The 19,417-nt window shown below is 71.0% G+C and carries 17 protein-coding genes; 7 read left to right on the plus strand and 10 right to left on the minus strand.

Features of this window, described 5'->3' with window-relative positions:
• Nucleotides 1–68: 68 nt before the first annotated feature.
• Genes GIS00_RS04830 through GIS00_RS04860 form a run of 7 tightly spaced genes read right to left on the minus strand, consistent with a single transcriptional unit; the run spans nt 69 to nt 7,828 of the window.
• Nucleotides 69–953, minus strand: coding sequence for a siderophore-interacting protein (locus tag GIS00_RS04830; RefSeq protein WP_154767161.1), 885 nt, complete (start codon nt 951–953; stop codon nt 69–71).
• Nucleotides 950–2,533 (minus strand): ATP-binding cassette domain-containing protein, encoded by a 1,584-nt coding sequence (locus tag GIS00_RS04835; RefSeq protein WP_154767162.1) that lies wholly within the window; start codon nt 2,531–2,533, stop codon nt 950–952. The genes GIS00_RS04830 and GIS00_RS04835 overlap by 4 nt, the downstream gene beginning before the upstream one ends.
• A complete protein-coding gene (locus tag GIS00_RS04840; protein WP_154767163.1) occupies nt 2,530–3,825 on the minus strand; it encodes an ABC transporter transmembrane domain-containing protein in 1,296 nt (431 codons plus the stop codon). The genes GIS00_RS04835 and GIS00_RS04840 overlap by 4 nt, the downstream gene beginning before the upstream one ends.
• Nucleotides 3,822–4,889, minus strand: coding sequence for an ABC transporter substrate-binding protein (locus GIS00_RS04845; RefSeq protein ID WP_154767164.1), 1,068 nt, complete (start codon nt 4,887–4,889; stop codon nt 3,822–3,824). The genes GIS00_RS04840 and GIS00_RS04845 overlap by 4 nt, the downstream gene beginning before the upstream one ends.
• Nucleotides 4,886–5,758, minus strand: a complete 873-nt coding sequence (locus tag GIS00_RS04850; protein ID WP_322097511.1) for an ABC transporter ATP-binding protein — start codon at nt 5,756–5,758, stop codon at nt 4,886–4,888. Before GIS00_RS04850 ends, GIS00_RS04845 begins: the two co-directional genes overlap by 4 nt.
• A complete protein-coding gene (locus GIS00_RS04855; protein WP_154767165.1) occupies nt 5,751–6,809 on the minus strand; it encodes a FecCD family ABC transporter permease in 1,059 nt (352 codons plus the stop codon). The genes GIS00_RS04850 and GIS00_RS04855 overlap by 8 nt, the downstream gene beginning before the upstream one ends.
• Entirely contained in the window at nt 6,806–7,828 is a 1,023-nt protein-coding gene (locus GIS00_RS04860) for a FecCD family ABC transporter permease (protein WP_322097512.1), read from the minus strand. The genes GIS00_RS04855 and GIS00_RS04860 overlap by 4 nt, the downstream gene beginning before the upstream one ends.
• A 148-nt stretch (nt 7,829–7,976) precedes the next feature.
• On the opposite strand from GIS00_RS04860, the gene GIS00_RS28815 reads away from it, so the two are divergent.
• Nucleotides 7,977–8,786, plus strand: coding sequence for a helix-turn-helix transcriptional regulator (locus tag GIS00_RS28815; protein ID WP_196073116.1), 810 nt, complete (start codon nt 7,977–7,979; stop codon nt 8,784–8,786).
• Here GIS00_RS28815 and GIS00_RS04870 read toward each other — a convergent pair.
• The gene (locus GIS00_RS04870; RefSeq protein ID WP_154767168.1) at nt 8,777–9,151 is read right to left on the minus strand and encodes a VOC family protein; all 375 of its coding nucleotides are present in this window, start codon (nt 9,149–9,151) and stop codon (nt 8,777–8,779) included. The genes GIS00_RS28815 and GIS00_RS04870 overlap by 10 nt on opposite strands.
• A 236-nt stretch (nt 9,152–9,387) precedes the next feature.
• Here GIS00_RS04870 and GIS00_RS04875 point away from each other — a divergent pair, with 236 nt between their 5' ends.
• Genes GIS00_RS04875 through GIS00_RS04885 form a run of 3 tightly spaced genes read left to right on the plus strand, consistent with a single transcriptional unit; the run spans nt 9,388 to nt 11,606 of the window.
• A complete protein-coding gene (locus tag GIS00_RS04875) occupies nt 9,388–10,242 on the plus strand; it encodes a type II secretion system F family protein (protein WP_154767169.1) in 855 nt (284 codons plus the stop codon).
• Nucleotides 10,239–11,174 (plus strand): type II secretion system F family protein, encoded by a 936-nt coding sequence (locus GIS00_RS04880; protein WP_154767170.1) that lies wholly within the window; start codon nt 10,239–10,241, stop codon nt 11,172–11,174. Before GIS00_RS04875 ends, GIS00_RS04880 begins: the two co-directional genes overlap by 4 nt.
• A 30-nt stretch (nt 11,175–11,204) precedes the next feature.
• Nucleotides 11,205–11,606 carry a type II toxin-antitoxin system VapC family toxin gene (locus GIS00_RS04885; RefSeq protein WP_154767171.1) on the plus strand — a complete coding sequence of 134 codons (402 nt, stop codon included), beginning with the start codon at nt 11,205–11,207 and terminating at the stop codon, nt 11,604–11,606.
• A gap of 13 nt (nt 11,607–11,619) precedes the next feature.
• Here the strand turns inward: GIS00_RS04885 and GIS00_RS04890 are convergent, their stop codons facing one another.
• Together GIS00_RS04890 and GIS00_RS04895 are read right to left on the minus strand one after the other, a co-directional pair.
• Nucleotides 11,620–14,409 (minus strand): HNH endonuclease signature motif containing protein, encoded by a 2,790-nt coding sequence (locus tag GIS00_RS04890; protein WP_154767172.1) that lies wholly within the window; start codon nt 14,407–14,409, stop codon nt 11,620–11,622.
• A gap of 1,213 nt (nt 14,410–15,622) precedes the next feature.
• Nucleotides 15,623–15,889, minus strand: coding sequence for a hypothetical protein (locus tag GIS00_RS04895; protein ID WP_154767173.1), 267 nt, complete (start codon nt 15,887–15,889; stop codon nt 15,623–15,625).
• A 432-nt stretch (nt 15,890–16,321) separates the two neighbouring features.
• On the opposite strand from GIS00_RS04895, the gene GIS00_RS04900 reads away from it, so the two are divergent.
• The 3 genes from GIS00_RS04900 (at nt 16,322) to GIS00_RS04910 (ending at nt 19,373) form a co-directional block, all read left to right on the plus strand.
• Entirely contained in the window at nt 16,322–17,584 is a 1,263-nt protein-coding gene (locus GIS00_RS04900; protein WP_154767174.1) for an Nramp family divalent metal transporter, read from the plus strand.
• Between the two features lie 351 nt (nt 17,585–17,935).
• Entirely contained in the window at nt 17,936–18,592 is a 657-nt protein-coding gene (locus GIS00_RS04905; protein WP_154767175.1) for a ferritin-like domain-containing protein, read from the plus strand.
• Nucleotides 18,593–18,605: 13 nt separating this feature from the next.
• Nucleotides 18,606–19,373, plus strand: coding sequence for a ferritin-like domain-containing protein (locus GIS00_RS04910; RefSeq protein ID WP_154767176.1), 768 nt, complete (start codon nt 18,606–18,608; stop codon nt 19,371–19,373).
• Nucleotides 19,374–19,417 lie beyond the last annotated feature (44 nt).

The raw sequence follows: 19,417 nt of genomic DNA on the forward strand, positions 1-19,417 counted from the left end.
GCTCGTCCTCCTGCGTGTGTTCGGTCCCCGCCGGTAGGTGGACCGGGCACCGGCGGGGAACTCATCGGTCACCAGCCCAGGCCGGCCTCGTCGTAGATCCTCTCGATCTCGTCGACCAGTTCCTCGTCGTCGGCGATCTGCTCTGCCGCCACGTCGATACGCTCCTCGACGACACCGCCCACTTCCTCGTAGCGGGCGGACCAGGTCTCTTCGTCCACCCGCCAGTAGCCCAGCGTGTGGTACTGCCGGCCTGGCAGACCGAGTTCGCGGCGGAGGTGGGCGCGGCCCTTCCGGCAGGCGGTGTTCTCCCCGGCGACCCAGGTGTAGCTGTCCCCGGCGGGCTCCGGCAGGGCCCGCAGCGCCGCCTCCATGGCGGCCCCGACCTGCCGCGGGTCGGGCACGTGCACCCACTCCAGGTGCACGTCGGCCGCGGACGGCAGGACCTGCTCCTCCCCGGCATCCGGCACCACCACCGTTGCCAGGATCCGCAGGCCGGCCGGTGCCTCCGCCAGGATGCGGCCGATGGCCGGCAGCGAGGTGCTGTCGCCGACCAGCCGCACCTCCGTGGTCCCCGCCGGCGGGTGGTACCCGCCGCCGGCGTCGCTCAGCGCCAGCGGGTCGCCGGGGCGGGCACCCGCCGCCCACCTCGTGGCGAGACCGTGGTCGTGCACCGCGAAGTCGATGTCCACCTCACGGGCGACCGGGTCGTACCGGCGGATCGAGTAGCTGCGCCGCTCCGCGTGGGCACGCCCGTCGGGGGCCGTCTCGATGCCGTCGACGAGCACCGGCACCACCACGTCGGATTCGCCGGGGTGCGGGAACAGCACCTTGCAGTAGTCGTCGGGGTGGCCTTCGGCCTCGTACCCGGCGAGCTCGTCCCCGCCGAGCGTCACCCGGATCATCTTCGGGGTGACGTACGCCGTCCGCAGGACCTGCGCCCTGTAGTACTTCACGCCTGCACCTTCCTGTTGTCGACGGTGATCACGAGATCGACTCCGGCCAGTGCGGCCCGGTGGTGGGCGATGACCACCACGGTGCGGTCCGGCCGGAGCGCACGGATCCCGGCGTGCACCCGGGCGGTGCTGTCGTCGTCCAGCCCGGCGGTGGACTCGTCCAGCACGAGCACCTGCGGGTCGCGCAGGGCGACGCGCAGCAGGCCGACCACCCGGTGCGCCACCGCGTCCTGCGGTCCGGGCATGCGGGCGTCCAGCCCTCCGAGGCCCGAGAGCTGCTGCTGCAGGCCCAGTGTCGCCGCGCACCGCAGGACCCGGGCGTCGCCGATGCCGTCCGGCAGCAGCAGGTTCTCCCGGACCGTCCCGGCCAGGTACATCGGTTCCTGGGCGAGCAGCACGGGTGCGGCCGGCGCCGTGACCGTACCGGCCCACGGCCGGTACAGACCGGCCAGCGTCTTCGCCAGGGTGGACTTGCCCGCACCGGACGGACCGACCACCGCCGTCCACCCCCCGTCCCGGAACCCGGCGGAGAAACCCTGCAGCACCGGGTGTCCCACTCGGTATCCCACGGTCAGCCCGTCGACCGCCAGCGGCCCGGGGGAGAGGGCCGCCGGCGTCGCGGGGACCAGCCGGTCGAGTGCGTCGAAGTAGCGGACGGCGTGTGCCTTGGTCGCGCCGAGATCTCCGATCACGGAGGCGATGTCGCCGAAGGTGGCGAAGAACGTGCCGGAGGCGACGACGAAGACCGCCAGCACGCCGAGGTCCAGGTCGCCGGTGCTCACCCACCAGCCGCCGAGCCCGATGGTGGCGGCGAGTGCCAGTGACTCGACGACGGTGAACCACGGGATCAGGTTCAGTGCCCGAATGGTCCGCCGGATCGCGCCGACCAGCTCGGCGTCCCGTTGCCGCACCCGGGCCGCCCACCACCGGCGGGACACCGGCCGCCACAACGCGCCTCCCGCAGCCGCCCCTTCGGCGACGGTGCCTGCCAGCGCGGCGGCGGTCACCGCCTCCGCGGCGAAGGCGCTGTCCGCGGCAGCGGAGTACCGGCGGGCCAGCAGCACGGCGGCCGGGACGTGCACCGCGAGCAGGACGAGACACAGCAGGGTCGATTCCACCAGCAGCACGCCGGTGGAGAACACCAGGTACCCGGCGCCGATCACCAGTGCCGGCAGCTGGGACGAGGCGAACCCGGCGATCCGGTCGACCTCGGTGGTCCCGCGCGAGACCAGGTCGCTGCCGCGGTCGTTCTCCACCTGCTCGAGATCCGCGCCGGCGACCGCGTCCGCCAGGTCGTCGCGCAGCCGTCGGCCGAGCACCGCGCCCAGTCGTGCGAGGACGGTGGCGGCGAGGTACTCCAGGACCAGGTGCGCAGGTACCGCCACGGCGAGCAGGACCGCGCCCTGCACCAGGCCGCCGTCCTGGGAGCCATCGCCGCCGCCGGCCGTCCCGACCAGGCCGCCGGCCGCCGGTGCGACCAGGGCCAGGGCCGCGGCCGAGCCGGCGGCGCAGAGCAGGGCGAGCAGGACCTGCCGACGGTGGTCGGCGAGCAGGCCCAGCAGGCGGCGGAGCGGGTTCACGCCGCGCCCTCCGTGGTGGTCAACCGGCGTCCGTCGGCCGCCGCGCGGTCCAGGATCCGCCGGACGGTGACGGCGTCCACGGCATCCAGGGCCCCGGCGAGCACCAGCTCCGGCGGGTCGTCGAGCAGTTCCCTGGCCAGCGCCAACCGCTGTCGCTGCCCGCCGGACAGCAGCCGGCCGCCGTCGCCGACCACTGTGTCGAAACCGTCCGGGAGCCGCTCGACGTCCTCCTGCAGCGCCGCCCGGTCAGCGGCCAGCCGGATCTCCGCCACGCTGACAGCCCTTCCCACGGCGATGTTCTCGGTGATGGAACCGGACAACAGCTGTGGCCGCTCCGGCAGGTGTGCCGGGGCCGCTGACCCCGGGGCCGCCAACAGCTCCGCCAGCCGGTCGGCCGACGCGGCGGCGGTCCGGCGGACCTCCTGCTGGGAGACCAGCCGGCCGCAGGTGGCCGACAGCAGCACCATCCAGGTGATCCAGGCGAGCAGCCCGCCCGGACCCGGCCCGCCGTCGGTCCGCAGGGCGAGCCCGGCCGCGATGCCGAGCAACGGCACCGCGCGGGTCGCCAGGTCCCACCGCGCCGCGTACACCGCAGCCGCGACGGCGCGGTCCGCGATGTCCGCACCACCGGAACGGTTGCGCCGCAGCAGCTCCGGGGTGACGCCCAGACCGCGTGCGGCCGGCAGCCCGGCCACCAGCTCCTGCAGCCGGGAGGCAGCACGCCCGTGCGCCTCGGCGAGCAGCAGGCTGCGGGCCTGGTAGCGCGGTGCGAACCAGACGCCGCCGCCGACCGATGCCACCGTCGCGATCACGGCGATGGTCCCGAGCACCGGGTCCAGGAGCAGTGCGGCGACGAGGATGCCGGCGAGCCCGGCCAGTGCCCGGGTCGTGCCGACCAGTCCGCCCATCCAGTCCCACAGGTGGTCGCCGTCGCGCTGGATGCGGGAGGCCACCTCGCCCGGATCCCGGACCGGTCCGGGATCCAGGACGGCGACACCGATCTCGCACCGCAGCCGGCCCACCACCCGGGCACCGGTCAGCCAGCTGCCGCGCTGCTCGACGCGGGTGAGGACGGCCGCGGCGACGCCGAGCAGCACCAGGGCCGTGGGCCAGAGCAGGACACCGACGGACCCGTCGCCCGGTAGCTGTTCGACCGCGCGCCCGACCGCCATCGGCATCGCCACCACCGCGAGCTCCGCGATCACCCCGCAGACCGCGGCGCCGAGCAGGCCGCGCCGACCCCACCGGAAGCAGTCGGCGAGGACGTCGCGTCCGGCCCGGGTGGACGTCATCCGGCGAGCGGGAGCTTCGGCAGCACGGTCTCGATCGCGTACTCGGCCTGGGCCGGCGACCCGGACCGCAGCATGTCGAAGTCGTTGCTGCCCGCGGAGGCGAACCAGCGGTCCTGGGCCACGGCCGGGATGGCCTGGAAGAGCGGGTTGGCCTCGAGCTCGGCCAGCACGTCGGGCGACGAGGAGGCGACGATCAACAGGTCGGCGTCGAAGACCGAGAACTGCTCGGAGCCGACGGTGTCGAACGGTTCGACGGCGGCGGTGCCCGGTGCCGGTACGACGCCGAACTCGGACAGGAACGACAGGGTGCCTTCGTCGGTGTAGTTCATCAGGGTCGATGCGTCCTGGGCCCAGGCCACGGCGACGGTGGCACCCTCCAGCTGCGGGTACTGCGCCTTCGCCGCGGCGATCATGGCGTCGTAGTCGGCGATCAGCGCGGTCGCCTCGTCCTCCTTGTCCAGCGCCGTGCCCATCAACGTGATCAGGTCACGCATCGAGGTCTCGTAGGCGGGTGCGATGGTCGGCACCACCTTCGACAGCGCGTCGTACTCCTCGGCGACCAGCCACTGGTTGATCACCAGGTCGGGGTCGAATCCGAGGGTCTCCTCGATGTCGTAGCCGTCCGGGTTGTAGGAGATGACGGGCACATCGGCGCCGTCCAGCAGCGGCAGCCGCCAGGTGGGGATGCCGTTCTCGAACCTGGTGAACTCGCCCTGCGCCACCGGCACCACACCGAGTTCGAGCGCGATGTCGGTCTCGTAGTTGCCCGGGGTGGCGACACGCTCCGGGGTGCCGACGATCTCGACCTCCCCGTACTGGTCGGTGATGGTGACGGTCCGCTCCACCGCACTGCTGGAACCCGACGGAGCCGCTGAACTCGACGGTGCCGCGGAGCTGGACGGAGTCGCGGAGCTGGAGGCCACCGCGGAACTCGAGGTCGCCGCAGAACCCGACGTCACGGCGGAACTTGAGGTCGACGCGGCGGTCGACCCGCCGGAGCAGGCCGACAGCAGCAGGGCCATGCCGGCGAGGTCGCCGGCGAAGGGGCGGAGGGTGGTTCTCATCGGACCTTCTTCTGATCGTGGGCGGGGGTGAGAATGACGGCAGGACGGGTGGTCTCGTGCTCCGGTCGGCTGTGCCGGCCGATCGGGACGATCATCGGGGTGCCGGTGACCGGGTCGTCGACCACCCGGCTGCGGAGGCCGAAGACCTCGAGAAGTCTTTCCTCGGTGAACACCTCGGCGGGGCTGCCGGTCGCGGCCACCCGGCCGTCGGCGAGCGCCACCACATGGTCGGCGTAGCGGGCCGCGTGGTTGAGGTCGTGCAGCACCAGCACGATGGTCCGGCCGGCGTGGTCGCGCAGGTCGACCAGGATGTCGAGCACCTCGATCTGGGCGGTGAGATCGAGGTAGGTGCCGGGCTCGTCGAGCAGCATCAGCGGGGTGCGCTGGGCGATCGCGAGCGCCAGCCAGACCCGTTGCCGCTGCCCGCCGGACAGCTCCTCCAGCAACCGCGACGCCAGCGGCAGCGTGCCGGTCACCGAGAGTGCCTCCGCCACCGCATCATCGGCGTCCGCCGTGTCACCGCCGCCGAAGAAGTTCCGGTAGGGGTACCGGGCGCGGGACACCAGGTCGACGACGGTGATCCCCTCCGGCGCGATGGGGGTCTGGGGGAGCAGTCCCATCCGGCGGGCCAGTGCCCGCCGGCCCCATCGGGCGACGTCCTGGCCGTCCAGCCGGACGCTGCCGGCGGTGATCGGGATGGTCCGGGCGACGGCGCCGAGCAGGGTGGACTTCCCGGAGGCGTTCGGCCCGACGATCGTGGTGATCCGGCCCGCGGGGACGGTCAGGTCGAGGCCGTCGATCACCGGCCGCTCGCCGTAACCCACGGTGAGGCCGGTGATCTCGATCCCCGGGGATTGTCGATCAGCCACCGCTGCCCACCCTGTTCGCCCGGACCAGCAGCAGGATCAGGTAGGGCCCGCCGATCAGGCCGGTGGTCACCCCGACCGGCAGCACCAGTTCGCCGAAGAGCACACGCCCGGCGAGGTCGGCGGCCAGCAGCAGGACGGCGCCGGTGAGCGCGCTCGCCAGGATCGGCAGCGGACGGCCGGTCAGCCATCTGGCCAGCGGCGGTGCGACGAAGGCGAGCATGGAGATCGGGCCGGCGACGGCGACCGCGGTGGCGGCGAGGGCGGCGCCGACCATCACCAGCACGAGCCGGGCACGTCCGGTCGCCGCGCCCAGCCCGGACGCCATGGCGTCGCCCAGCTGCAGCACGGCCAGGGTGCGGGCGGTCCCGGCGAGTACCGGCAGCAGCACGGCCAGGGCGACCACCGCCCAGAGCACGTGGGTCCAGTTCCGCACGTTGAGACTGCCGACGAGCCAACGGGAGAGGTTCTCGACCTCCTCCATCCGGCGGCTGGTCAGCACCAGGGTCAGTGCGGCGTCGCAGAGCACCTGGACGCCGATGCCGACCAGCACCAACCGGTAGGGCGAGAGCCCCCGCCGCGCGGAGAGGGCGACCACCAGCAGCGCGACGACGGCCGCGCCGCCGAGCGCGCCGCAGGCGATGAGCACGGTGGAGCCGGTCGTGTACACCAGCACGAGCACCGCGCCCAGGGATCCACCCGCGGTGATGCCGAGGATGTCCGGGCTGGCCAGGACGTTGCGGGCCAGGCTCTGGAAGATGACACCCGAGGCACCGAGCGCGATCCCGACGAGGACTGCGGTCAGTGCACGGGGCACCCGGAGCGACCGGACCGAGTAGACGGTGTTCTCGTCGGCGGTACCGGTGAGCCCGGACCAGACCGCCGCCGGTCCGAGCGGGAGCGAGCCCACGAACATCGCCGCGATCAGCAGCGCGAGCAGGACGGTGCCCAGACAGCCGACGGCGATCCGGTGCCGCCGGTGCAGCGCCCGCTGTGCCGTGCGGACCTGCTGCACCTCGGACTGCGCTCCGGGCCGGGTCAGGACGGCGGTCACAGTGCCGCCACCCGCCGCCGCCGCGCGAGCAGGATGAACACCGGCGCGCCGATGAGCGCGGTGACGACTCCGACGCGCAGCTCCGCGGGGGCGAACAGGGTGCGCCCCAGCAGGTCTGCCAGCACCACCAGGATGCCGCCGAGCACCGCCGAGAGCGGGACGATCCAGCGGTGGTCCGGGCCGGTGAACAACCGGGCGACGAACGGGACGATGAGCCCGACGAACCCGATCGGCCCGGCCAGTGCGGTCGCACCGCCGCAGAGCAGGACAACGGCGATCGCGGCCAGCGCCCGGACGACGCCGGTGTGCAACCCGAGCGCCGAGGCCAGTTGTTCGCCGAGTGCCATCACGTTCAGCGGCCCACCCAGGGCCAGCGCCAGCAGCAGCCCGGCCACGAGGAACGGCAGCACGGTGAGCAGCGGGTCGAAGGTGGGCTGGGCGACACTGCCGACGGTCCAGAACAGGAAGCTGTACCGGGTGTCCTGGTCGATCAGCAGCAGGGCCGAGGTCAACGAACCGAGCAACAGGGCGAAGGCGGCGCCGGCCAGGGTGAGGGTGACCGGGGTGGGGCCGTCCCGCCCGGCGGCTCCGATCAGGTAGACCGCGACCGAGGCCACCGCCGCACCGGCGAAGGCCAGCGGGAGATACCCCGAGATACCGCCGATGCCGAGGAGCTGGATGCCGGCCACCACGAACAGCGAGGCACCGGCATTGACGCCCAGGATCCCCGGATCGGCGAGCGGGTTGCGGGTCACCGCCTGCATGACGGCTCCGGCGGCACCGGTGCTCGCCCCGACGGCGATGGCACCGAGCACCCGGGGCCACCGCGAGTACCGGGCGATCAGCTGGTCGTGGTCCGCGGGGTCGAAGGAGAGCAGTGCGCCGATCGCGGTGCCCGGACCGATCGGCGTCGACCCCACGACGACGCCGAGGACCGCGACCGCGCAGAGCAACGCGACACCGGTGGCCAGCACGACCCCCACGGTCGTTCTGGTCGTCTCACGGATCGGGGTGGTCACGGCGGGGGAAACGCTCCTGGTTCTCACGGAGGTCGGCACCCCTGAATGGATAGGCTGGCCTAACATAGCCGGTGGTCCGATGATGATCATTCCGGCTGACGGACTGGCCGTGACGGTTCCCGGACAACCGTCCGGGTGCGAGGAGCTGGTGACCGTGGAGTTGGTGGGCGAGGCCGGCGGGCTGGTGCACGCCCGGATGTACGGCACCGGCCGGTCCGAGTTCGCCGTCTACCGATCGGTCTTCGACGAGCCGTGGGGGTTCGACTACGAGTACGCGGAGCTCCCCGGTCGGCCCCGGGAGCTCATCTGGATCGACTCCGGGATGATGACCGCCCACATCGGCAGCCGGCGGTGGGCGCTCACCCCGGGCCGGGCCCTGTGGATCCCGGCCGGGGTCCCGTCCGAGGTGGTGCCCAACGTGGCCTCCACCGGCTTCTGCCTGCAGTTCGCCGCAGGACGTCCGCAGTTCGATCCGGCGGTGCCGACCCTGTTCGCCGTGTCCCCGCTCGCCCGCGAGCTGCTGCTCGCCCTCGGCCGGTCGGGCCTCGCGGACGCCGGCGCGGGTGCGATGGTCGGCCTGTTGCTGTCCGAACTCGAGGTACTGCCCGACGCCGGGACCGACCTGCCCATGCCCACCGAGGAACGGGCATTGGCGATCGCCCGCGGCCTGCTGGCCGATCCGGCCGACCCGCGCACCCTTGCCGCCTGGGCGGCGTCCGTGTTCGGCAGCGAGAAGACCGTTGCCCGGGCATTTCTCGACCAGTGCGGGATGACCTTCGGGACCTGGCGGACAATGGCCCGGCTGTTCGCCTCGATGCCGCTGCTGATGACCGACCTGCCGGTCACCGCCGTGGCCGCGCGGGTCGGCTATGCCTCACCCGGCAGCTACATCGACGCGTTCCGGCGGCACCTCGGCAGCACCCCGGGGGAGCTGCGGAACGGCGATCGTCACAGGTAGGGACGGGTGATCAGCTCCAGCCCGTGCCCGGCCGGGTCCTTGAAATAGACCCCGCGGCCGCCGTGCTCGGTGTTGGTCTCGCCTGGTCGCTGCATCTGCGGGTCCGCCCAGTGGGTGATGCCGCGCTCGCGGATGCGGGCCAACGCGCGGTCGAAGTGGTCGTCGTCGACGAGGAACGCGTAATGCTGCATCTGGATCTCCACCGACGGCTCGGCGAACTGCAACAGCACCCCCTCGTCCAGCTGCACGTTGAGGAACGGCCCCCAGGAGGGGGCGTCGCGGGCCTCCAGCACCTCGCGGTAGAAGGTCGCGGAGGCGTGCCGGTCGATCGCGGCGATGATGGTGTGGTTGAACGTGATGGTCATGGGTGTCCTTCCGGTCGGGTGGGAAGGCCGCGGGATGCGCTGTCCGCGCGGGGGTCCCGGGCCCGGTGGGTCCACGGCACGGCACGTGCCGATGCGCCTGTGTGCGGCGGCCACCTCCGGAGGGTCTGCCCGTTCAGGGCTCGTGCTGACCGTAACAGCTGCCGCACCGGCGTGTTCTGTGGCACCATCGGCCGTGGGGAGCAGTTCGCGGTTCACGGGGTAGGGGTGTGTGGGGGATGGGTGCTGTCATCGGCGCGTTGTTCGGCGTGGGTCTGCTGCTGGTCTGGTCCGGTGCGCGGGGGTCGCGCGCGGCACCGCGTCCGCGGGTGCGGACCGAGCGGATGCGGGAGATGTTGCTGCAGGCGGGGTTGACGTCGGTGTCGCCGCTGCAGCTGGGGATGCTGCAGGCCGGGTCCGCTGTGGTGGTGCTGTTGCTCTCCCTGGTGGTGACCGGCTCGGTGTCGGTGTCGGGGATCTTCGCCGTGTTCGGTGCGGCCGGGCCGCGGCTGATCGTCGCCCGGTTGCGGAACCGCCGGATGTCGGACCGCCGCGAGCTGTGGCCGGAGGTGGTGGACAACCTGACCTCCGGGGTGCGGGCCGGTCTGTCCCTGCCGGAAGCACTGTCGGCCGTCGGTGTGCGCGGGCCGGAGCAGTTGCGGGAACCGTTCCGCCGCTTCGGTTCCGACTACCGGACGAGCGGGAAGTTCGACGACAGCCTGAACCGGCTGAAGGCGGCACTGGCCGACCCGGTGGGCGATCGGGTGTGCGAGTCCCTGAGGGTGGCGCGGGAGGTCGGCGGGACCGATCTCGGGCGGCTGCTGCTGACGCTCTCCGGCTTCCTGCGGGAGGACGCCAGGACTCGGGCCGAGCTGCTCGCCCGGCAGTCGTGGTCGGTGAACGCGGCGCGGATGGCGGTGGCGGCGCCGTGGCTGGTGCTCGTCCTGCTGGCCACGCAGCGGGAGACCCTGGCGGCCTACGACTCTCCGACCGGAACGATGATCCTGCTGATCGGTGCGGTGCTGTCGGTGGCGGCCTACCGACTGATGGTGCGCATCGGCCGGCTGCCCGAGGACCGCCGGGTGCTGCGATGACCGCCGTGCTGTGGGGTGTGGTGGTCGGTGGTGGCGTCGCGGCGGGGCTGCTGCTGATGGTGCTGTCCTCGCCGCCGCTGCGGCGGCGGACGCTCGCCGACCGGGTCGCCCCGTACCTGTCGGATGCCGTGCTGCCGTCGAAGTTGTTGGCGTCCGGGCATTCCCGGCGGGTGTCGGCGCCGGTGGCGCTCCTGGCGCCGGTGCTGCAGGAACTGGTCCGTCGGCTGGATTCGCTCGTCGGTGGGCAGGCGTCGGTGCGCCGGCGGCTGGAAGTGCTCGGCGGCGGGACGACGGTGGAGGAGTTCCGGACGGAGCAGGTGATCTGGGGTGCTGGCGCGGCGGCCGTCGGCATGGGGATCGGGGTGCCGGCCGTGCTGTTCGGCGGGTCGAACGTCGTGGGCATTGCGGTGCTGGTGCTGGCCTGCGCGATCGGCGGAGTGCTGGCGCGGGACTGGGCACTGACCAGGTCGGCGGACCGCCGGGATTCCGAGATCCTCGCCGAGTTCCCGGTGATCGCGGAGATGCTGGCACTGGCGGTGACGGCGGGGGAGGGCCCATTGGGCGCGATCGAGCGGATCACCCGGTTGGCGTCGGGGCATCTTGTCGACCAGTTCTCGTCGTTGCTGGCGGATGTACGCGCCGGAACCCCGTTGCTGACCGCGTTGACCGCACTCCGGGACCGGACCCGGCTGGCGCCGTTCGCCCGGTTCCTGGACGGGATGGCGGTGGCGGTGGAGCGCGGCACGCCGCTGGCCGATGTGCTCCGGGCGCAGGCGGCCGATGTGCGGGAGCTGGGGAAGCGGGAACTGCTCGAGGCCGGCGGGCGCAAAGAAATCGCGATGATGCTGCCTGTGGTGTTCTTGGTCCTGCCGATCACCATCCTCTTTGCCGTGTACCCGGGGCTGGTGACGATCACGGTGGTTGCGGGCTGAGCGGTGGCGGGCTGAGTACAGTCGTGCGGCATGACACGGTTCGTGATCGATGCCCCGGTGCTCGTCAGGATCGTGACCGAGGAGGTCGAGATCGCGGACGGCCACTCCCTGGTCGCGCCGAATGTGCTGCGTTCGCAGGCATTGGGGTTGCTGTACGCGGCGGTGCAGGCCGGGGAGCTCGACGAGAAGTCCGCGCTGCGACTGCACGAGCGGATGACCGAGCTGAAGATCAGGCTGCTCGGCGACCGGGTGTCGCGCGGGACCGCTTGGCGGCTCGCGCGGGACAACGGCTGGGAGACCCTCGACGCGGCTGAGTATCTCGCCGTGGCCAAGCTGCAGGCCGATGCACTGATCACCGATGATCCGGTGCTGCGGGATCTCGGCGCGGGGATCGTCGAGGTAGCGGGGATCGAGGCGCTGACGCGAAGCTGACCGGCGCTCCCGGTCAGAACGGCGGGGTGTCGTCGTCGACGTCCTCGGTCTGCCAGGCGGGTTCCCACTCGCCGGGGTCGGTGACGGCGGGTGGGGGTCTTCGGGTGGTGCGGCCGAGGGCACTGACCAGGGTGGCGGTGCGGTCTGCGTGTTCGGTGGTGGTCCACGCCGTGAAGGTCTTCAGGCGGTGGTGGAACCGGCACAATGGTCGGAGGTTGCGCAGGGTTGTCTTGCCGCCGGCGGCGGGGTTGTTGTGGTCGAAGGGTTCGCCGTGGTCGACGTCGCAGCGTTCGGCTTTGCGGTTGCAGCCGACCCAGGAGCAGGTCTGGGTGAGGAGCATGACTTTGCGGCGCAGACTCCCGGGTGGCACGTACACGCGGTCGGACACTCCGACGGGCGCTCCGGTCTCGGGGTCGATGACGAGCAGGGTGATGGAGTTGGCTGCCTTGAGGAGTTGTCGGGCGAGGTCGGGTGAGATGCAGCCGAACCCGGACATGTCCCCGGGGTGGTCGGCGAGGCCGGCGAGGGCTTGGAGGGAGATGGTGATGACGCCGTTCCAGGGCAGCGCCGGGTTGACCGCGCGGTCCTGCCAGACCGGAGCTCTCCACTTCGGCGCGGACGGGCGAGGTGCGTCGGGGTCGTCGAGCCGGAAGGGATCGAACGGCGGCGGGTCGTCGGAATCTGCGCCACCGTCGCCGGTGCCGCGCTCTGGGTTGCCGGCCGGATCGGTGTCGGGCGGCTCGGATTCTGAACATCCGCTGCCTCCCTGGGCCAGCGGATGTTCAGAATCGGAACGGTTCTCGGGCTCCGAGCCTGCTGGGGCATTGACACCCGCGAGCCGCGAGTTCGTGGCCTCGGCGGCGTCGCCGTGCCTGTCGGCAATCAGGTCGACCGGATGATCGGCAGCTCCTGTGGTGTCGCAGCCGTCACCCACCGGACCGTTGTCGACCGCCTCTTCAGCATCAGCTTCGGTGTCCGTGCGGGCGAGGTGCTCGGTGGTGTCGGAGGGTTCGGTGTGGTCGGTAGCTCCTGTGGTGTCGCAGCCGTCACCCACCGGACCGTTGTCGACCGCCTCGTCAGCATCAGCTTCGGTGTCCGTGCGGGCGAGGTGCTCGGTGGTGTCGGAGGGTTCGGTGTGGTCGGTAGCTCCTGTGGTGTCGCAGCCGTCACCCACCGGACCGTTGTCGACCGCCTCGTCAGCATCAACTTCGGTGTCCGCGCCGTCGGAGTCGCAGGTTGCGGAGTCATCGGTCGCGGAAGGGTCGGCGGGATCGGTCTCTGTACCTGTGCCGGTGGAATCGGCTTCGGCACCGGTGGTTCCGGAGGGTTCGTCGTCTGTGTGGTGCTCGGCACTCTGATCGGTGTCCGCGGCGGGCTCGGCGGCCGGGGCCTCGGTGTCACCGCCGGCATCGGAGATACGGTCGTCCGGCACGCCGCCTGCTCCTTCGTCGGCGTCGTCCTCATCGGCGAGATCGTGGGTATCGCTGTCGGTTCCCTTGCCGTCTGTTTCCTCGTCGTCTGTTCCCTCGTCGAAGGCCTCGACTTCATCGTCGTCGTCGGGCATGTCGCCGCCGGCGGCGACGTGGGCGGCGGCGGCGAGGATCTCGCGCAGGTCGATGGTGCCGTGGGCGTGGAGCTGTTCGAAGATCGCGGCGAACGCATCGGCGCGGCACTGCTCCAGGGTCCGTCCGCCCGCGTTGCCCATGGTGCGGGCGATCTGGTCCACCAGCTGCTGCACCAGCTGGGCGTTCTCCGCGGTGAGGTCGGCATAGAACCGGGCCATCGCCCCTTCGAGGTCGTACCGGCCGGTGCGCCGGTCGTTGAAGGCCCGCTTCTCCGCCGCGGCGGCGTCTTCGGGCTCGAGGTCGGTGATGATCCGCTCGAGCAGGGGCTCCAGCTTCGCCGGCGCCCGCCCGGGTGCGACTTTCAAGGCGCGGCGCTCGTACTCGCACAGCAGGGTCTGGTCGCGCAGCTTGCAGGAGTACTTGTGGATCATCGACGCGCGGGTCTGGTCCAACACGCCTTCGCGGAGCAGTGCCAGGGTGTCGGGCAGTTCCTCGACCAGGTCGATGGCCCGCTGCACATAGATCGACCCGGACTTGGGCGAGAGCACCAGCGCCGCCGCGAGCTCCCCACCCACCATGTCCCGCCGGGCCTTCGCCTTCTCCAGCGTGTCCATCAGGTCGAAGAACTCGGCCGTCGAATCCGGGTTCGACGCCCGCAGATCGTAGATCCGCTCCGACGCATTGCCGTCACCGCCGGTGTGGTCCTGACCGGCGGTGGTGTTCTCGTCGGCGGTGAGGCCCTCGCCCGCGGAAGCATCCTCACCTGTCGAGGTGCTACCCGCATCGGTGTTGTCATCCTCGCCGGTGTCCTCGCCCGGTACGTTGCCCTCGCCTGTCGCGGTGTTCTCATCCGATACAGTGTCCTGACCAGCGGCGACGCCCTCACTTGCGCAGGCGTTCTCACGCGCAGAGGCGTTCTCGTACGCGGCTGAGTCCTTGCCCGCTGCCGTGCCGCTACCCTCGGCGGTGTCCTGTTCTGCGGAACTGCCCTGTCCTGCCGAACTGCCCTTGGCCGGGTGCTTGAGGAGGTCCTCGGCGGAGGGGATCACGCCGGGCTCGGCGAGACGGGCCATCCAGCCCTGCATCACGGCCTGCAGGTACGAGATCGCCTGGTACCCCGCGGCGATCCCGTCGATCACCTTCCGGCCGGACAGCTCGGCAGGATCAAGGGTGGACAGCGCGTGCAGGGCGTCCTCGGCGCGGCGTGCTGCCGGCGCCGTCTCCGACGTTGCTGTCATGGTTCCCACCCCGTTCCGCTTCCATCGCCCTGACGTGCGAGACCTGCTGTGTCCACCTCCCCCCGGAGGTCACTGGTCTCAGAGTAGCAGCAGGACAACCAGTTTGGAACATCTGTTCGTGACTACTTCGCTCTGCAACCAGATGTCAACGGATGGTGTCCGTCAATGGGCAGCGGCCATCGTGGCGCCGACAAGGCCTGCGATGGCCGCTGTCCGAGCGTTCGAAGATTCCGGCCGTCGCACAGTCCTGACTTCCCGACAAGCATGACCGATGCCACCGACAATCACCCGGGAGCGTCCCGTCGATCGTCGCGATGGGGTGCCACGAATTCGAGGTGAGCCTTTGGCGTCGTGGCGGTCCGTTCGCGCTGCCAGAGGTCGCCGATCGATCACCTGGGAGGACAGATCGCCATCGTGACGGCGTGGCCGAGGTGATTCCGGTGTCGCGCCGCATGGGACCGCACGATGGTGACGTTGCTACGACTGTCGCTGCCGAAGCACGCGACCAGATCGTCCGGTCGACTGTCGAACCTCGCTGCTCCATCCCGGGTCCTGCCCCGTGGGGCCGGCCGGGCCGGCGGGCGGGAGTCTGTCTCGGGATACTCGCTGCGGGCTCCGCACTCCCTGCAGCCCAGGGGGCTCTCGACAGCCGTCCCAGGGTCTGCTGTGGCAGGTGGGTGTTCGCGGCCCGGCTGCATCCGGGCTCGTGGAGTAGTCCCGGCCGAGGTGGCTGGTGGAGGCCGGCTGTCGCCGAGGTCCGGTAGTACCCCGAGCTCGGTGCAGCTCCTCCGGAGAGTTCTGCGAGGCCGGCTCGTCACGAGTTCGCCGCTCGGGCAACTGTGCCGCCCGGGCGACTGTGCTGCAGCAGGGCACCGCCACCTGCCGAGTCGCCCGCTGACCCGCGACGGCGCGCCCTGACCGACGGTGCCGCCCTCCGACCGGTGCTCACGGGCGGCGAAGCTCCGGGGAAAACTCCCGGAGCAGCCTTCGGCCCATCTTCTGTGTAAGGGAGCGCGACCCGGGCGGGAGCCTCTTCTCCGACTTCGACGTCATCGCGGGGACGGCAACGAAGAGTCGTCGGGCACGAGGCCGGAAGGGTCCTTACACCGAAGGATCGCCACGCCGGAAGGATCGGCCGTTCGTTCCATGCGGGACAGTGGTATCCGCGGCAGCCAGTCCGAGGATCGGACGGCGGTGGGCACCCAAAAGGGTGTCAGCGGTGGCGGCGGGTCGGGGGACGGCCGGGGATGGCGTTGCAGGCGCGGCACTCGGGGCAGACGAAGAGCAGGCCGGGGATGTGATGCATGTCCCGCAGACCCCGGAGCAGGGTGCGGCCGCAGGAACCGCAGACGGAGTTCAGCTCGCCGGGACCGCTGATGTAGGCGTGGTCCGGACCGGCCCAGAGGGGAGGGGTGAACACCCGGACGTTCTCGACGTCGCCGGCAGGCCGATGGACGACCTGCAGTGCGATGGTGCTCATGGTGTCTGCTCCTGCTGGTCCAGCTGGGTGAACCGGTGTCTCCGGTTTCTTCGATCATCCGGGTGGAACGCTTGCAGCACAATGGGCCGAATAGTGTGGTTCTGCGGCACCATCCGGTGAACGGCGTCGCTCCGAGCGCACTGAAGTCAGACGCATCCACTCGCCCGAGCGAAGATCATCATCCCGTTACTCCACGGGTGGGTAGGCCTTCGGTGTGATGGTAGCTCCTTGTGTTCAGTGACTACTTTCCGTATCCGTTCGATCACCGGGCCACCTGACGGTGTGCCCGGCCCCAGCAGCCTCTGCGAACCCGCCACCGATGGCGACTTCGTTCCCACCCAACCGCAGGTTCCGGTGCTCCGAACTCCCGTCGCCGATCCGACGACGGACCGACGGACACCCAGGGACGACCTGGGTCGGGAAGAGGCGGCGATGACCATCGAAGCGACACCACGCCGACAGCGCAGCAACCGTCGGACCAACCCTCGGCGGAGCAACCGACTGGCTCTGCTGGGACCCGCCTTCGTGGCGGCCGTGGCCTATGTGGATCCCGGCAACGTTGCCGCGAACGTGTCCGCCGGCGCCGGCTACGGCTACTCGCTGGTCTGGATCCTCGTGCTCGCCACCGCGGCCGCCGGCGTGGTGCAGTTCCTCTCCGCCAAGCTCGGCCTGGTCACCGGCCGGTCGCTGCCGGAACTGGTGGGCGAACGTCTCGGGCGGCGCGGGCGGCTCGCCTACTGGCTGCAGGCGGAGAGCGTGGCCGTGGCGACCGATCTCGCCGAGGTGGTCGGCGGCGCGGTAGCCCTGGCCATCCTGTTCGACATCCCGCTCCCGCTCGGCGGTCTCATCTGCGGCCTGGTCTCCATGGTGCTGCTGGTGGTGCAGGACCGCCGCGGCCAACGGCCGTTCGAGCGGGTGATCATCGCGCTGCTGATGATCATCGCGATCGGCTTCGTCGCCGGCCTGTTCGTCGCACCGCCCAGCCCTTCGGGGATCCTCTCCGGCCTGGTCCCCGGGTTCACGGATTCCGGTGCGGTGCTGCTGGCCACCGCGATGCTGGGCGCCACGGTCATGCCGCACGTGGTCTACCTGCACTCCGCACTGGCACGTGACCGGTTCGGTGCGGACCTGCTGCCCGAGGCCAAGGTGTCCCTGTTGCGCAGCACCCGGACCGACGTGGTCGCGGCGATGCTGTTCGCCGGCGCGGTCAACATCTCCATGCTGCTGCTGGCCGCATCGGCGCTCTCCGGTCGCAGCGACGTGGACACCCTCGAGGGGGCGCAGGCCGCGGTGTCGGCCGACCTCGGCCCGGTGATCGGTGTGCTGTTCGGCGTGGGTCTGCTCGTCTCCGGGCTGGCCTCGACCTCGGTCGGCTGCTACGCAGGCAGTGTCATCATGGCCGGCCTGCTGCGCACCCGCATCAGCCTGGTGCTGCGCCGCCTGATCACCCTGCTGCCGGCGCTGGTCCTGCTCACCGTCGGCGCGGATCCGACCGACGTGCTGGTGATCTCCCAGGTGGTGCTGTCCTTCGGGCTGCCGTTCGTGATCTTCCCGCTGATCCGGCTCACGTCGGACAAGGCGCTGATGGGGGCGTATACCAACTCCGCCGCAGTGCGCCGGCTCGGACTGCTCATCGGCCTGGCGATATCGGCGCTCAACGTGGCGCTGATCGTCGGCACCTTCGTCGGGTTCTGAGCGCAACCAAGTTCCGGCCTGGTGTAGAGGATCCTGGGCATTGGTGTGACACGGTTCCCGATCGACGGAACCTGAAACGCATAGAGCAGGAACGTTTTCCTGTGGATCTGCTGGGGAATTTCTCCGCCGTCCGGCCCATCCGGGTACGGACCGGGGCCGAAGCACAGATGTCCCAACCGGCCGAACAGCGCGCCGGAGTCCCTCGCACGGGGTCGGGCTGCCGGGTGCGACCGGTGACCGACGCGCAGCACCGCAACGAAGCACAGCTGTACGTACACGGCGCCCGTGACAGGCGTGCGCCGGTGCGCATCCCAGTACCCGGACGGGTACTTCCCAGGGAAGGAACGAATGATGGGCGATCGACAACTCTTCGGTGGGAGGTCGGTGCTGCAGTTCCGCAGCAACACCGATCGCCGGAGTTTCCTGAAGTTCGCGGGGCTGGTGGGAGTGGGCGCCACTCTTGCCGGCGGAGGCATGCTGGCCGTGCCGTCGGCAGCGGAGGCGGCCGACATCAAGAAGGCCAGCGCCGCGGGTGGGGATGTCGACATCCTCAACTACGCGCTGGTCCTGGAGTACCTGGAGGCGGACTTCTACGCCCAGGGCATCGCGAAGGGTTTCCTGTCCGGGCGGGAGCTGGAGCTCATCACCCCGATCGGTGACCACGAGAAGGAGCACGTCACGGCGGTCACGGCCGCGGTGACCTCGCTCGGTGGGACGCCGGCCGAGAAGCCGAAGATCACCTACCCCGCAGGCACTTTCGACTCCAAGGAGTCGTTCCTGAAGAACGCCTCGGTGTTCGAGGAGCTGGGTGTCACCGCCTACCACGGCCAGGTGCCGCTCATCTCCAGCGGTGATGTGTTGGCGGCGGCGGCGTCGATCGCCGGTGTGGAGTCCCGCCACGCGGCCGTCATCGCCACGCTCACCGGCGGGAAGCCGTTCCCGGCACCGGTCGAGGCCCACGCAACCATGGACGAGGTTCTCGCCGTCGTCCAGCCGCTGATCGGCTGAGAGGGAGAAGAACATGTCGCAAAGAGCAGATTTCGTCCGTGGTCAACTGACCCAGATCAGCCCGCAGCAGGCGCTCACCGCGCTCAACAACCGGTGGGCACTGGCCTCACGGGGTGACTTCAAGGACGACATCGACGTCCTGAACTACGCCCTCACCCTGGAGTACCTGGAGGCGGCGTTCTACCAGCAGGGCAACGCCGCTGGTCTGCTGTCGGGGACGGAGGCCGAGTACGTCGGCACCATCCAGACCGACGAGGAGGCACATGTCACCGCATTGACCCAGACCATCCAGCAGCTGGGCGGCACCCCGGTGGAGAAGCCGGGTGTGTCTTTCGGTGACGCGTTCGCCTCGCGTGATTCGTACCTGACCACCAGCGTGACATTCGAGAACGTCGGCGTGGGTGCGTATCTCGGAGCCGCCGGGTACATCAAGGACAAGGCCATCCTGCAGGCCGCGGCCGGCATCTTCGGTGTCGAGGCGCGGCACGCCGCCGTCGTGGCGAACCTGCTGGGACAGCCCGCCGAGGGCGGCGTCTACCAGGGCGCGTTCGAGACCCCGATGGCCGAGGCCGATGTCCTGGCCGCGGTCGCGCCGTTCCTGATGGACCAGATGGGCTCCGTGCCCACGGGTTCGGTGGACACCGGTGGTGGTGCGACCGCGGAGAAGGACGAGACCGGACTGTTCGTCCTGGGTGGGGCGGCGCTGCTCGGTGCCGCCGGCGCCGCGGTCTACGCCGGCCGCCGCCGGGCCGACAGCACCGCGGGATCCGACCACTCCTGATCGGGTCGATCCGCACATGAGACGCCGGGTCCGGGTCGCCATTC

It is taken from the genome of Nakamurella alba, assembly GCF_009707545.1.
Taxonomy (GTDB): domain Bacteria; phylum Actinomycetota; class Actinomycetes; order Mycobacteriales; family Nakamurellaceae; genus Nakamurella; species Nakamurella alba.